Raw genomic sequence first — 12,333 nt, 5'->3', positions numbered from 1 at the left:
CATCGCCGTGTCGTGACGGCCGGCGGCCGGAACGGGTCCTCCGGCACTCGTCGCGACTGCACGGCGCGCTGCTCGTTTCTGAAGCGGCCAGCACGCATAAGACGAACCCCGAGAAACGTCCAGTGTAGCCATGCCGGAGTGCCAGAACTGTGGGTCGTTCGTGACCGACGCGTACGCGAGGGTGTTCACACCGAACGAGCAGGGCGCGCCGCGCGTGTGCCCGAACTGCGAGGACAAGATCCGCGACGGCGCGGAGGTCAGGGAAGCGCGGTCGACGCGACGGACGTGACGGCGGGCCGCGTCGCCGCACGCGACGCCGCAGACGCGGCCGCTGCCCCGCTCGCGCGGCCGCAGCCCCGGACGTGTTAGGCGGCCGTAGAATTTCACGCCGTTTATACCGTTTCGGTCCCTCTAGTTGTCTAATGACGGACTCGGAGCCGGAAGTCACGCGGCTGTTCGGTGGTCCGGGGAGCGGGAAGACGACCGCGCTCCTCGACCACGTCGAGGAAATTCTCGAAGACGAGGACGTCGACGTGCGGGACATCCTCGTGGTCTCGTACACGCGGGCCGCAGCGGCCGAGGTCCGCGAGCGCCTCGCCGAGCGGCTGGACGTGAACCCCCGGTCGCTGCGGGGGAACGTCGCGACGATGCACGCGAAGGCCTACGAACTCCTGAACCTCTCCCGGGGCGACGTTGTCGGCGAGGACGACAAGGAGGCCTTCTGCGAGGAGTACGGCATCCCCTACGAGGACGAGTACGCGTCCGGCTCCCGGCGCACCGCGCGGTCGACGACGCTCGGGAACAAGGTCATCGCCACCAGCCAGTGGCTCCAGCGGACGCGACGCGACGTCGCCGACTGGTACGACGTCCCGTTCCGGTGGAACGACGAGGAGGTGCGACTGCCGCCGGACATCGACGACAACGCCCAGACCGGGAACAAGTACACGCCGACGTGGCCGTCCTCGGACGAGCGCTACGACATCCCGGAGGCCATCCGGGCGTGGCGCGCGTACAAGGGCGAACACGACCTCGTCGGGTTCGCGGACATGCTCGAGCGCGTGAAACAGCGCTCGCTGCTCCCGAACGTCGACTACCTCGTCATCGACGAGTTCCAGGACATCACGAGCCTCCAGTACGACGTCTACGAGGAGTGGCGGCCGCACATGGAGCGCGTGCTCATCGCGGGCGACGACGACCAGGTCGTCTACGCCTGGCAGGGCGCGGACCCCGAACTCCTCCTGAACACGAAGGTCACCGAGGACGTCGTGCTCCCGAACTCCTACCGGCTGCCCTCCCAGGTGCTCGAGGTGGTCCAACAGGAGATCAGCCACATCGACACCCGCCAGGAGAAGGACCTCAAGCCGCGCAAGGAGGGCGGCAGCGTGGAGGCCATCGACAGCCCGTCGATGCTGGACCTCGTGCGGAACGTCCGCCGCACCGTCGAGTCCACCGACGACGACACGGTGATGATCCTCTTCCGCGCCCGCTACCAGCTGTTCGACTTCGTCGACGAGTTCATCGGCGAGGGCATCCCCTTCAGGGCGCTGACCGACCAGCGGATGTGGACCGACCGGCTCCAGCAGTACATCTCCGCGGTGGAGAAACTCGACCGCGACGAGGCCGTCGACGGCCTCGAGGCGCGGCGCCTGATGGACATGCTCCAGGACTCGGCGTTCGGCACCCGCGAGCGCAACGACCTCCGTGAGGCCATCGACGAGGCGCAGGGCGAGAGCACCGACCTCACCGACCTCACGTTCACCGCGGACTTCATCCGGGACTACGTGCCGTTCGTGCCGGGGCCGTCGGCGGCCGCGGACATGCTCCGGAAGGTCACTCGCTACCAGCGCCGCAGCATCGACGCGTACTTCCAGGGCGACTACCGCGGCATGGACCCCGAGCGCGTGCGCGTCGGCACCATCCACTCCGCGAAGGGCCGCGAGGCCGACCACGTGTTCGTGGCGACGGACCTCACGGAGAAGGTCGTCGAGCAGATGGCGGCGACCGCCGACCCCGAGGACGTGCCCGACGACGTGGAGTTCACGAGCAAGACGAGCCCCGTCCCGATTCTCACGGACAACGAGCGCCGCGTCTTCTACGTCGGCATGTCCCGGGCTCGCGAGCGCCTCGTGCTCCTCCAGAACCTCGTGGGCGGCGCGCCGACGCTGCCCATCGACGTGTTGCTGTACGGCGAGCAGACCGGCCAGACCCTCGAGGACGCCCTCGAGGGCGACACGCCGGTGCAGCTGCCGTGAATGCGGCGCGGGGCCTTCGACGGCGCGCTCGCTGACGCGGGCGCCGACGCGTTCGTCCACGCCGGCCCGGCCGGCGAACCGACCGTCTCGCATCTCGCCGGCGAGCGACTGCCCTGCCGCGCGGCGGTCGTCTACGGCGGCCGCGTGGCCGTCGTCCCCGAACGCCCGCTCCCCGACCGCGTCGTGGTCCGCGGGGACGTGACAGTTCTGGACTCCGAGCCGACGCCCGCCGAGCGCCTGCCCGACCTCGTCGGCGACTCGGTGCTCGCGCCGCGCACGCTGCCGCACGACGCCGCGCTGTACCTGGAGCACGCGGGCGTCGAGGTGGCCTCGACCGGCGCCCACGAGCGCGCCCGCGAGCGGAAGACCGACGCGGAACTGGACGCCGTGCGCGCCGCGCAGGCGGCCGCCGAGGACGGGATGGCCGCCGCCGCTGCGCTGCTCGCGAACGCGAGAGGGGACCCGCTCGCGGACGAGCACGGCGAAATAACTGCCGAGCGCGTGCGCCGCGCGGCGAACGCGGCGGTGGCAGCGGCCGGCGCCGACCCGGAGACGGTCGTCGCGGCCGAAGGTGCCATCGCCGCCAGCGACGCCGTTCCGGTGCGCGTGACGCCGCGCGCGGACGGCTACTCGGGGTGGCTCGCGCGGACGTTCGTCGCGGACAGCGACGGCGGCTGGGAGCGCCGCGCGACGCTCGCCGCGGAGTACGCCGTCGACGCGGCCGTCGACGTCGTGGACGTCGGGGAGACGACGGCCGCCGCAGCGGCCGAGGAGGCGACCGCGGAACTCGGGTCGTACGGCTTCCCGCCGACCGAGGGCTGCGGTGGCGTGCACGGCGTCGGCCTCGAGCGCCGCGAGCGCCCGGGGGGCGACGACGCCATCGAGGCGGGAGCGGTGCTGGCGGTGCGCGCGGACCTGGACGCCGAGCAGCGCGTGTGGGCGGCCGACCTCGCGGTCGCCACCGGGGAGGGCGTCGAACGCGTGGGGTCGTTCCCGCACTCGGTGGTGCCGAAGGCTGACTACTGACCGTCGTCGCCGAGGTGGGCTACTGACTGTCGTCGTCGGGGTCCTCGGCGACGACTTCCGCGGTCTTCTGCGCGGCGAGAATCGGGACGTCCGTCGGCGTCGTGAGGTAGCGCTCGAACGCGAGGATGCCGGCGGCGAACCCGAGGAACACCCAGCCGGTGGGGTCGCCGCGCAGCAGGCTCTCGACGCCGAACAGCGCGGCTGGCGCGGCGAACGCGACGGCGACGGCCAGCGACACGGCGTCCAGCAGTTTCACGCCGCGACGTAGACGGCCGACGCGGATAAGCCTACCAGGTGCGGCCGGGCAGGAGGTCGGCCGCGGGGACGCCGCCGACGTCGCCGTCGTCGGTCCGCACGAGCACGCGGACGTCGTCGCCGTAGTCCGCGATCAGTTCGCGGCAGACGCCGCACGGCGAGAGCACGCGGGCTGTCTCGCGCTCGCCGCGTGGGTGTTCGACGGCGGCGACGCGCCGGAAGTCGCGGGCGCCTGCGGCGACGGCGGCGCCGATGGCACCCGGTTCGGCGCACGTGGAGGCGCGGCCGACGCTCGCGGGGAGGCTCGCAGCCGTGTACACGTCGCCGTCGGCGGCTTCGACGGCTGCCGTGACGACGTGGGCGTCGTGTTCGAAGCGGCCCGCCTCGGCCGGCGAGTACGCGGCGTCGGCGGCGTCGGCGGCGCTGTCGAGGAGGGCTTCGTCGGCGGCGGTGAGCGGCGTGGGGTCCATACGCGGCGGTCGGCGTCGGTCGGGAAGTGTCTTCGGCCCCGCGCCGGAAACCGCAACGTTTTCGTTACGAGTCACGAATCTGAACTCGTGTTCACCGGAATTGTCGAGGAGACGGGGACCGTCGAGCGCGTCGTCGACGAACCGGACGGGCGGCGCATCCGCGTCGCCACCGACGACGTCACCGGCTTCTCGCACGGCGACAGCGTCAGCGTCGGCGGCGTCTGCCTCACCGTCGAGGAGCACGGCGACCGGTGGTTCACGGCGTTCACCGCCACCGAGACCCTCGAGAAGACCACGCTCAGCGAGGTCGCGGAGGGCGACCGGGTCAACCTCGAGCGCGCGCTCCCCGCGGACGGCCGCCTCGACGGTCACATCGTGCAGGGCCACGTCGACACCACCACGGAAGTCGTCGCCGTCGAGCAGGTCGGCGAGGACTGGACGTACGCGTTCGCGCTCCCCGACGGCCACGAGCGGTACGTCGCGCGGAAGGGCTCCATCACGCTTGACGGCGTCAGCCTCACCGTCGCCGACGTCGACGACGAGGCCGACACCTTCTCGGTCGCCGTCGTCCCCACCACGTACGACCTCACGACGCTCTCCGAGCGCGGCCCCGGCGACGAGGTGAACGTCGAGGTCGACGTCGTCGCGAAGTACGTCGAACGCCTCGACGCCTACTGACCGCCCGAGCGCCCCTCGCCGCCGTGGCTCCGGTCCTCGTCCTCGCGGCGGCCGTTGCCCTCCTGGCCGTCGTCCCCGTAATCGCCGTTCTGGTGGGCCTCCGTGTCTTCGCCGCCGCTCACCTGGTCGTCCTCGCTGTCCGCCGTCCACTGGACTTCCTCGCTGTCATCCGTCGGCTGAACGTCGACGTGCCCGTCGGTCACGTCGACGTCCTCCTCGTCGGCTAGCTGGACGTCGTCGGCGACGTCCACGGTCGCCGTCTGGCCGTCGCCGGACTCGCTGGCAGCGTCCACACCCTCGCCGGCCTCGTCCGCGTCCTCGCCGGCATCGCCCACGGCCGCCTCGGCGCCTGTCGCCTCGAACGCCCGCCGGTAGCGCGCGAGCTTCCGGTAGAGCACGTAGAACAGGGCGCCGTCGTAGACGACGACGAACCCGATGAACGCGAGTCCGGGCGGCACGCCGACGGAGTCGGTGGCGACGCCGAGGTTCGTCACGACCGTGTTGTACGTGGCGTGGATGACCGTCGCGACGAGCAGTCCCTTGACGACGATGGGGCCGGCGTCCTCGGCGTTGAACTTCGCGAGCCCGAGGTAGTAGCCCGCGAACGCCGAGTAGATGACGTGCCCCGGGCCGGCGAGCGTGCGCACCGCGGCCGTCTGGAGGCCGACCTCCGCGAGCGTGGGGCCGCCGGCCGCCTGGCTGGCGACGATGACCTCGCGGGCGACGTAGATGGCGTTCTCGATGGTCGCGAACCCGAGGCCGGCGACCGCGCCGTACACCGCGCCGTCGACGACGGCGTCGAAGCGGTCGCTCCGGTAGGCGTACATGCGGACCGCGAGCAGTTTCACCGTCTCCTCGACGGGACCGACGATCAGGAAGTAGTAGAGCGCGGGCGCCAGCACCGCCAGCCACAGCGGCGCCGACTCCGCGAGCGTCCCGAGGAAGAACCCCGAGAAGAGGCTGTTCAGCGTGGCGGCGAACGCCGCGAACAGGAACCCGAACGCGAACGTCACCACGAGCAGCTCCAGGGGCTCTCGCTCCGTCGCGTCCGCCCGCCAGAGGAACGCCGTCATCCCGAGCGCCGGCACCACCGACAGCAGCACGTACGCGCCGATGACGGGCCGGTCGACGAACACGAGCGCGAACCCCGCCGCGAACTGCGCGAGCACGATGAGCGCCGCGAGCGCGACCACCGACGCCCGCGCGGTCGTCACGACGGCGCCGTACAGCCACGCCGACAGCCGGTCGACGGTCGTCCGCACCTCCCAGGTCGCCACGTCGTAGAGGTCGCGGTCCCCGTCGCTCGCCCGCTGTACCGGGTCCTGGTCCGGAGCCATGCGCGTCCGTTTCAGCGGCCGCTCCCTTCAGTGTGTCCGCAGCGGCCCCCCGCCGGACCTTATATGCCACTCGTTCCCTAAAGGGGCACGCTTAACACCGCGGTCGGGCTGACCGACGGGCATGGCATACAGTCCGAGTCGCGGCCTGCTGTACACGGCACCCCCGAGCGAGGAGTCGAACCGACGAGACGCCGACGCACCGACCGACAGCGCGAACGCGGCCGACAACGCGGACGCGGCCGACAACGCGGACGCGACGGCGGACGCGGCCGACGCGCCGTCGCCGACGCCGGCGGACGACTAGCGCGGCCGACTCCGGTTCCCGGGCGGTCCGGTCGGCGAACTCGCCCAGCGACGCGACCGCGGAACTCGCCGCGGGCGGCAACGCTGAAAACCCCGCGCCGCCAACCACCCGGTATGCTCTTCGACCAGCGGACGCGGGCCGCGCTCCGGGACGCCGGACTCTCCCAGGCGGACCTCCGCGAGGTCCAGCAGACCGTCGCCGACGAGGCGCGGGCGGAGGCCCGCCGCGTCGAGTCGTTCTTCGACCGGCTCGACGTCGTCTACTCGGACATGGACCGGACCCACTCCGCGGCCGACTACCCCAGACACGACCTCGAGTACGTCGACCTGTTCACGCACAGCGAGGACGTCCGCGGCTTCGTGCGCTTCGAGACGTGGGGCGCCTGGGTGGAGGGCGCGCGCGTCCTCGAAACGGATGACGGCCACCCCTCTGTGGTCGAACTGACGCTCGGCCCGACCGTCCACGACCGCGTGCGGTTCGCCGCCGACCGGCGCCCGCTGGAATGACCCGGGTCCGCGTCCGCGGCATCTACAGCACGGCGCTCACGCGCCTGCTGCTGGACGCCGGCCTCGACGTGGTGGACGCGTCGCCGCCCATCCGCGAGCGCTTCGACGCGGCGTTCCCCGGCGGGCCCGCCGACGTCGACGTCCGGATGACGCCGGACCGCCAGGGCGTCGCCGTCTCCGGCCCGCCCGGCGACGCCGACGACGTCCTCGACGTCGCCGCGGACGCCGGCCTCGACGCGTTCGCGTGGCCGGACCGCGCCGCCCGGGGCGCCGTCTTCAACGCCGTCGTCGAGCGCACGACCGGGGGCGGCGCCGTGGTTGCACTCGGCGACGACCGCGAGGGCTACCTTCCCTTCGACGCCGCCGACGAGTACGTCGAGGACGGCGACCGCCTGCGCGTGCAGGTCCACGACCCGAACCCGCCGTGGGGCGGCGGCCGCCCCGAGGTCGGGACGACGCTGCGCGCCCTCGGCGGCGTCGCCAGCCTCGACCGCGGCGTGGACGCGCTCGTCGCCGACACGCCCAGCGGCGGCGGCGACCACGAACTCGCGCGCACCACCGAACTGCTGGCGCCCGACGTCCCCGAGGACTGGGGCGTCCGCTGGCACCGCGCCGCCGAGGACGCCGGCATGGACGCGCTCGGGGACGCCCTCGAGGCGGCGGTGGCGCTCGCGGACCGCCTCGAGGCCGCCGTTGCGGACGCCCCGAGCCCCGGCGAGCGCGCGCCCCACCGCGTCGCAGCGCCCGAGCGGACCGTCTGGACGTGGTTCGGCCGCGACTCGCGGTTCGCGCTCGACGACGCGCGCCGCGAGGTCACCGCGACGATGCCCGGCCACCACCGCGTCAAGGCCGGCAGCGAGGCCGCCAGCGGCGCCGTCGACTTCGCGGAGGCGCTCGGCGCCAGCCCCGACGGGTTCCCGTTCGGCGCGGTCACCGACCAGTTCGGGCCCGTGGAGGGCGACCGCGTCGCCATCGAGCACGGGAAGCCGGACGGCCGCCGCATCACGCTCGGCCGCGGCGACGTCACGGACCGCGACCGCGAGCGCGGGCGCGTGACGGTCCGCCGCGAGATGAGTCCCGGCGGCACCTACGACGCGCTCGGCGTCGAGCGCGAGCGCGGCGACGTCGCCGTCACGCGCTTCACCGAGGGGAACTGGTGGTACCCGACCGTCTACGAGAGCGCGGACGGCCGCGTGAAGGGCACGTACCTCAACGTCTGCACGCCCGTGGAGGTGTTCGCGGACGCCGTGCGGTACGTCGACCTCCACGTCGACGTCGTGAAGCACGCCGACGGCGCCGTCGAGGTCGTCGACGAGGACGAACTCCGGGAGTGCGTGGACGACGGCCTCGTCGACGAGGCACTCGCGGAGCGAGCGCTCTCGGTCGCCGAGCGCGTGCAGGACGCCGTCAGCGACGACTGACGAGGACGAGCAGCGACACGACTGACGAGGACGAGCAGCGACACGACTGACGAGGACGAGCAGCGACACGACTGACGAGGACGAGCAGCGACACGACTGACGAGGACGAGCAGCGACACGACGGAGGAGAGCGACCGGTCTCGGCCGGGCCAGCGAGCGCGGCCCCGGCCGGTGTCGTCGGCGAGGAGTGCGCGCGTCGGCGAGAAGCGCGCGCGTCGGTCAGAAGTGCGCGTCGGAGTTCGGGCTGCCCTCGCCGCGGCCGCCGCGACCGCCCTCGTTGCGGTCGACGCCCATGTAGCTCTCCGGCTGGTCGGTCCCCCAGCCGCCGCCGTCGCCGTCGGTGAACCGCACGACGACGTCGCTGACCTCGTCGAACTCCGCTGCGAGGTCGGTCTTGATGCGCTGGGCGGTCCGCGGACTGATGCCACAGCCCGAGCACGCGCCGCCGAGCTCCACGACGACCTCGCCCGCCTCGGGGTCGGCCTTCCGCACGGCGCTGGTGCCGCCGTGGCTCCGGATGATGGGCATCTGGGCCACGAGCCACGTCTCGACGCGCTCGTGGAGGCTGCCGGCGCCCGCTGTCTCGCTCATGGCCGACGGTTGGGGGTGGCGCGGCAAGAGGGTTCCGCTCGGTGCGGTCCCGGCGGCCGCTGCGGTCCAGTGCAATCGCCGCAGTCGACCCAGCCGCCTCTCACTCGAGGCGCCGCTTCGCGGCGAGCGCGGCGGCGCCGACGCCGGAGAGCGCGGCGAGCACGCCGAACCCGGGGGCGCCGCCGCCGGACTCGCCGTCGCCGTTGGACTCCGTCGTCGCCTCGGTGGTCGGCGCCGCGGTCGTCGCCTCGGTGGTCGGCGAGGCCTCCGTCGTGGGCTGGCTGGTCGTCGCCCCGGTGGTCGTGGGACCGCTGGTCGTCGCGTCGCCCGACTCCTCCTCGACGAGCGCCGGCGGGTCCGGCTGTTCGCCGGCCTCGTTCGGGAACGCGTACACGCCAGACGGGTAGTCCTCGCCGCCGGTCATGCTGCTGGCGAGGAAGGCGTCCTCGGTGGCGTACTGGGCCGTCCAGAAGCTCGTCTGCTCGGGCTGGCGCCACCACGCCAGCTCCTCGGGGTCGGCGGGGTCGCTGACGTCGTGGATCTTCACGCCGCCCTGGTACCAGGACGAGTACAGGCGGTCGCCGTGGAACTCGAAGTTGTGGCTGGTCGTCCACGTTCCCTGCCGGGTGCCGTTCGGCGTCGGCGGCGGCGCGACGAACGCCAGTTCCTCCGGATTCTGGGGGTCGGAGACGTCCCAGAGGTCGATGCCGCCCTGCTTGTCGTCGTCGTCCTCGGGGTCGTCGTCCCAGGACTCCGCGCCGGACGCCAGCACGGTCGCGTCGTCGTTGACGGCGACGTAGTGGCTGTTCCCGGGGACGCTCAGTCCCTCGCGGCCGATCTCCTCGACGCCCCGGAGGTCCTCGACGCTGTAGTGGCCGACGTGGTTGACGTACTCCGGGTTCGCGGGGTCGCTGACGTCCGCCAGCCACGTGCCGGCGTCCCAGTACGCGACGTAGAGGGTGTCGTCCTGGACGTAGACGTCGTGGCACGTCCGCAGGTACCAGTGGACGTCCTCCCAGGCGTCGTCGACGTCGACGCAGGACCACCGCGAGAGCTCCTCGGGGTCGTCCGTGGAGACGTCGACGGCGACGACGGGGTTGGTCGCCTGGTCGTTCGCGGTGAGGTACGCGACGCCGTCGCGGAGGAAGGAGTTGTGGATGGGGAACTCGGTCTCGTGGAACGCGCGGCGTTCGGGGCTGGCGGGGTCGCTGACGTCGTAGACCAGCACGCCCTGCACGCTCTCCTCGCGGGTGGCGTTCGCGGGACCGACGACGATGAGGGTGTCGCCGTCGACTTTCACGTCGTAGACCATCTGCATCGGGCCGTCCTCGCGGTCCGCGAGGAGGCCGCGCTCCTCGTGGAGCACCTCGGGGTTCGCGGGGTCGCCGACGTCCAGGGTCGCGTAGCCGTCCGTCGTGGCGGCGTACGCCGTCTCGCCCGCGTCGTCGACGACGACCTCCTTCGTGGTCTCGAGGCCGACGTGGCCGAGCGGCTCGTAGGACGCCTGGCTGGTCGCTGTGACGGCGGTACTGGCGAGGGGGAGGGCTGCTGCGGCGGCGGCCGACCGCAGCACGTCTCGTCGTCGCATACCACCTCTTCCGCGACCGCGTGGAAAAATCCTCCGACGGCTCGCGGCCGCTGCAGTCGCTCGGCCGGCCCTGGCGGGTGGGGGCGTGCGGTCGGCCGCTGCTAGTGGTGGTCGCGCGGTCGGCCGCTGCTAGTGGTGGTCGCGCGGTCGGCCACTCTTCCTGTGGTCGCCCGATTGGGTCACCGTCTGCTGCGGTCGCCGGTGCCGCCGGTGAGCGCGGACGCGACGGCGCCGCGGAGCACGACGTCGTCGCCGAGCGACGTCAACCGCAGCTCGGGGACGTTGTTGAACACGTCCGTCTCGAGGTGCTCGCGGATGGGGTCGAGCACCTCGTCGGGGTTGTTCAGCGCGACGGCGCCGCCGACGTACACCACGAGGGGCGCGTACGCCTGCACGAGGTTGGTGACGCCGACGGCGTTCCAGAACCCGACCTGGTCGACGACGTGGCGGGCGAACTCGTCGCCGTCGGCGTGCTCGAAGACGTCCTTCGCGGAGAAGTCGGCGTCGTCGAGGGGGAGGGCGGTGTCGACGCCGCCGTCCTCCTCGGCGAGCATGCGCGCGTACTCGGGGATGTTGTTCCCCGAGCAGTACGCCTCCCAGTGGCCGTCGCGGCCGCAGCCGCAGGTCCGCCGGCCCTGGGGGTCGACGACCATGTGACCGAGTTCGCCGGCGTTGCCGTCCCAGCCGGCGAGGACGTTGCCGTCGACGGCGACGCCCGCGCCGATGCCCGAGGAGATGGTGACGTACGCCATGTCGTCGGGGTTGCGGTCGGCGTGGAAGCGCTCGCCGATGACGCCCGCGACGGTGTCGTTGTGGAGGTGGACGTCCTCGGAGTCGATGAGCTTCGACAGCGGCCCGACCAGGGGGACGGTCCCGACGGAGTCGGGGAGGTTCGCCGGGCCGTCGACGCTGCCGTCCGCGAGGTCGAGCGGCCCGATGCTGCCGACGCCCGCGGCGCGGACCTCCCGGGGGTCGACGCCGGCGTCCTCGCAGGCGGCGCGCACGGCGTCGAGGACAGCCTCGGTGACGTGGATGCCCGTGGGGCCGCGCGGCGTCGGCCGCCTGTCGCTGCCGACGAGCGTGGCGTCGCCGTCCGCGACGGCGGCGCGGACGTTCGTGGCGCCGAGGTCAACGCCGACGAAGTACGGCATCTACGTTGACTGCGGCCGCCCGGACACTTAACTGCACAGTTTTCACTCGCAGGCGTGTTAGTCGGGCGCGTCGGGCCGGCGGACGTGCCAGTCCGCCGAACGGGTCGGTCTGGCAGACGGGGCAGTCGGACGACCGCGTCAGTCGGCGAACCGCGGCGACGGCCGGGTCGCGACCCACACCCTCGCCGGGCCGCGGACGCGGCACGTCGGCGGCGCGTCCTCGGTGGCGCCCGCGCGCTCGACGGACACCTCGGCGTCCGCGTCGAACCCCACGACGCTCGCCGCCGACACCACCCGCTCGCCGCCGTCCGGGACGTCGACGACGTCGACGCGGCCGCGGCCGGCGAGGTACGCCGTCCCGCCGCCCGAGACGGTCGCGAGGAAGAGACCGCTGCCGCGCGCCGGCGCCTCGCCGACGCGGTCCGCGCCGACCCGGACGGCCGCGCTCGCCGCGACGAACGCGTCCGCGACAGCGGCCACGTCGCCGCGCCCGAGGTCGGCGGCGACCAGCCGGCCGTGGTACCGCGGCGCGAGCCGCACGGTCGCGGCGTCGCTGGCGGTGACGCGGACGGGCGTGCGCTGGCGCTGCCGGGCGGCGTTCGCCACCGACCGCAGCACGCCCTCGCGGGCGCGCTCGACGCGCACGCCGCCCGTGTGGTCGACGAGCGCGTCCGACGCCGCGAGCACGGACTCCCCGGCGGCCAGCTCGACGACGAGCACGCCGCCCGCGCCGTCCTCCACGGACGCGTCCATC

14 protein-coding genes are annotated in these 12,333 nt (G+C 73.1%); 7 read left to right on the top strand and 7 right to left on the bottom strand.

Features of this window, described 5'->3' with window-relative positions; all coding sequences use genetic code 11:
• Nucleotides 1–130 precede the first annotated feature (130 nt).
• From U5911_RS03310 to U5911_RS03300, 3 genes are all read left to right on the top strand, one after another.
• Entirely contained in the window at nucleotides 131–289 is a 159-nt protein-coding gene (locus U5911_RS03310) for a DUF7563 family protein (RefSeq protein WP_169793378.1), read from the top strand.
• A 133-nt stretch (nucleotides 290–422) separates the two neighbouring features.
• Entirely contained in the window at nucleotides 423–2,252 is a 1,830-nt protein-coding gene (locus tag U5911_RS03305) for an ATP-dependent helicase (RefSeq protein ID WP_336035263.1), read from the top strand.
• A complete protein-coding gene (locus U5911_RS03300; RefSeq protein ID WP_336035261.1) occupies nucleotides 2,253–3,278 on the top strand; it encodes a M24 family metallopeptidase in 1,026 nt (341 codons plus the stop codon).
• A gap of 19 nt (nucleotides 3,279–3,297) precedes the next feature.
• On the opposite strand, the gene U5911_RS03295 is transcribed toward U5911_RS03300, so the two are convergent.
• Both U5911_RS03295 and U5911_RS03290 read right to left on the bottom strand, forming a co-directional pair.
• Nucleotides 3,298–3,534: a DUF7533 family protein gene (locus tag U5911_RS03295; RefSeq protein ID WP_336035259.1), complete on the bottom strand. Its 237-nt coding sequence runs from the start codon at nucleotides 3,532–3,534 to the stop codon at nucleotides 3,298–3,300.
• A 31-nt stretch (nucleotides 3,535–3,565) separates the two neighbouring features.
• The gene (locus tag U5911_RS03290) at nucleotides 3,566–4,003 is read right to left on the bottom strand and encodes a cytidine/deoxycytidylate deaminase family protein (RefSeq protein WP_336035258.1); all 438 of its coding nucleotides are present in this window, start codon (nucleotides 4,001–4,003) and stop codon (nucleotides 3,566–3,568) included.
• An 87-nt stretch (nucleotides 4,004–4,090) separates the two neighbouring features.
• On the opposite strand from U5911_RS03290, the gene U5911_RS03285 reads away from it, so the two are divergent.
• The gene (locus tag U5911_RS03285; protein ID WP_336035256.1) at nucleotides 4,091–4,681 is read left to right on the top strand and encodes a riboflavin synthase; all 591 of its coding nucleotides are present in this window, start codon (nucleotides 4,091–4,093) and stop codon (nucleotides 4,679–4,681) included.
• Here the strand turns inward: U5911_RS03285 and U5911_RS03280 are convergent.
• Complete coding sequence (locus tag U5911_RS03280; protein ID WP_336035255.1) at nucleotides 4,675–6,018, bottom strand: PrsW family intramembrane metalloprotease; 1,344 nt, start codon at nucleotides 6,016–6,018, stop codon at nucleotides 4,675–4,677. The two genes, U5911_RS03285 and U5911_RS03280, sit on opposite strands and share 7 nt — an antisense overlap.
• Before the next feature lie 121 nt (nucleotides 6,019–6,139).
• On the opposite strand from U5911_RS03280, the gene U5911_RS03275 reads away from it, so the two are divergent.
• The 3 genes from U5911_RS03275 to U5911_RS03265 all read left to right on the top strand — a co-directional run bounded on the left by U5911_RS03275 (nucleotide 6,140) and on the right by U5911_RS03265 (nucleotide 8,249).
• Nucleotides 6,140–6,322, top strand: coding sequence for a hypothetical protein (locus U5911_RS03275; RefSeq protein ID WP_336035254.1), 183 nt, complete (start codon nucleotides 6,140–6,142; stop codon nucleotides 6,320–6,322).
• A gap of 113 nt (nucleotides 6,323–6,435) precedes the next feature.
• Nucleotides 6,436–6,828 carry a DUF7532 family protein gene (locus tag U5911_RS03270; RefSeq protein WP_336035252.1) on the top strand — a complete coding sequence of 131 codons (393 nt, stop codon included), beginning with the start codon at nucleotides 6,436–6,438 and terminating at the stop codon, nucleotides 6,826–6,828.
• The gene (locus tag U5911_RS03265; protein ID WP_336035251.1) at nucleotides 6,825–8,249 is read left to right on the top strand and encodes a ribonuclease FAU-1 family protein; all 1,425 of its coding nucleotides are present in this window, start codon (nucleotides 6,825–6,827) and stop codon (nucleotides 8,247–8,249) included. Before U5911_RS03270 ends, U5911_RS03265 begins: the two co-directional genes overlap by 4 nt.
• A gap of 219 nt (nucleotides 8,250–8,468) precedes the next feature.
• Here the strand turns inward: U5911_RS03265 and U5911_RS03260 are convergent, their stop codons facing one another.
• The 4 genes from U5911_RS03260 to U5911_RS03245 all read right to left on the bottom strand — a co-directional run bounded on the left by U5911_RS03260 (nucleotide 8,469) and on the right by U5911_RS03245 (nucleotide 12,332).
• Nucleotides 8,469–8,840 (bottom strand): NifU family protein, encoded by a 372-nt coding sequence (locus tag U5911_RS03260; protein WP_336035250.1) that lies wholly within the window; start codon nucleotides 8,838–8,840, stop codon nucleotides 8,469–8,471.
• 100 nt (nucleotides 8,841–8,940) lie between these two features.
• Nucleotides 8,941–10,428: an LVIVD repeat-containing protein gene (locus tag U5911_RS03255; protein WP_336035248.1), complete on the bottom strand. Its 1,488-nt coding sequence runs from the start codon at nucleotides 10,426–10,428 to the stop codon at nucleotides 8,941–8,943.
• A 179-nt stretch (nucleotides 10,429–10,607) separates the two neighbouring features.
• The gene (locus tag U5911_RS03250; RefSeq protein ID WP_336035247.1) at nucleotides 10,608–11,579 is read right to left on the bottom strand and encodes an ROK family protein; all 972 of its coding nucleotides are present in this window, start codon (nucleotides 11,577–11,579) and stop codon (nucleotides 10,608–10,610) included.
• Nucleotides 11,580–11,717: 138 nt separating this feature from the next.
• Complete coding sequence (locus U5911_RS03245; protein ID WP_336035246.1) at nucleotides 11,718–12,332, bottom strand: AIM24 family protein; 615 nt, start codon at nucleotides 12,330–12,332, stop codon at nucleotides 11,718–11,720.
• Nucleotide 12,333 lies beyond the last annotated feature (1 nt).

It is taken from the genome of Halobacterium yunchengense, assembly GCF_037031165.1.
Lineage (GTDB): Archaea > Halobacteriota > Halobacteria > Halobacteriales > Halobacteriaceae > Halobacterium > Halobacterium yunchengense.
Note: the sequence above shows the minus strand (reverse complement) of the source record. Positions and strands in the feature narration are given on the sequence as shown.

Bases quoted from the DNA above. Each gene is read 5' to 3' on its own strand.
- U5911_RS03305 (WP_336035263.1), top strand. From the start codon at position 423: ATGACGGACTCGGAGCCGGAAGTCACGCGGCTGTTCGGTGGTCCGGGG.
- U5911_RS03275 (WP_336035254.1), top strand. From the start codon at position 6,140: ATGGCATACAGTCCGAGTCGCGGCCTGCTGTACACGGCACCCCCGAGC.
- U5911_RS03270 (WP_336035252.1), top strand. From the start codon at position 6,436: ATGCTCTTCGACCAGCGGACGCGGGCCGCGCTCCGGGACGCCGGACTC.
- U5911_RS03260 (WP_336035250.1), bottom strand. From the start codon at position 8,840: ATGAGCGAGACAGCGGGCGCCGGCAGCCTCCACGAGCGCGTCGAGACG.
- U5911_RS03250 (WP_336035247.1), bottom strand. From the start codon at position 11,579: ATGCCGTACTTCGTCGGCGTTGACCTCGGCGCCACGAACGTCCGCGCC.
- U5911_RS03300 (WP_336035261.1), top strand. From the start codon at position 2,253: ATGCGGCGCGGGGCCTTCGACGGCGCGCTCGCTGACGCGGGCGCCGAC.
- U5911_RS03280 (WP_336035255.1), bottom strand. From the start codon at position 6,018: ATGGCTCCGGACCAGGACCCGGTACAGCGGGCGAGCGACGGGGACCGC.
- U5911_RS03265 (WP_336035251.1), top strand. From the start codon at position 6,825: ATGACCCGGGTCCGCGTCCGCGGCATCTACAGCACGGCGCTCACGCGC.
- U5911_RS03245 (WP_336035246.1), bottom strand. From the start codon at position 12,332: ATGGACGCGTCCGTGGAGGACGGCGCGGGCGGCGTGCTCGTCGTCGAG.
- U5911_RS03255 (WP_336035248.1), bottom strand. From the start codon at position 10,428: ATGCGACGACGAGACGTGCTGCGGTCGGCCGCCGCCGCAGCAGCCCTC.
- U5911_RS03290 (WP_336035258.1), bottom strand. From the start codon at position 4,003: ATGGACCCCACGCCGCTCACCGCCGCCGACGAAGCCCTCCTCGACAGC.
- U5911_RS03310 (WP_169793378.1), top strand. From the start codon at position 131: ATGCCGGAGTGCCAGAACTGTGGGTCGTTCGTGACCGACGCGTACGCG.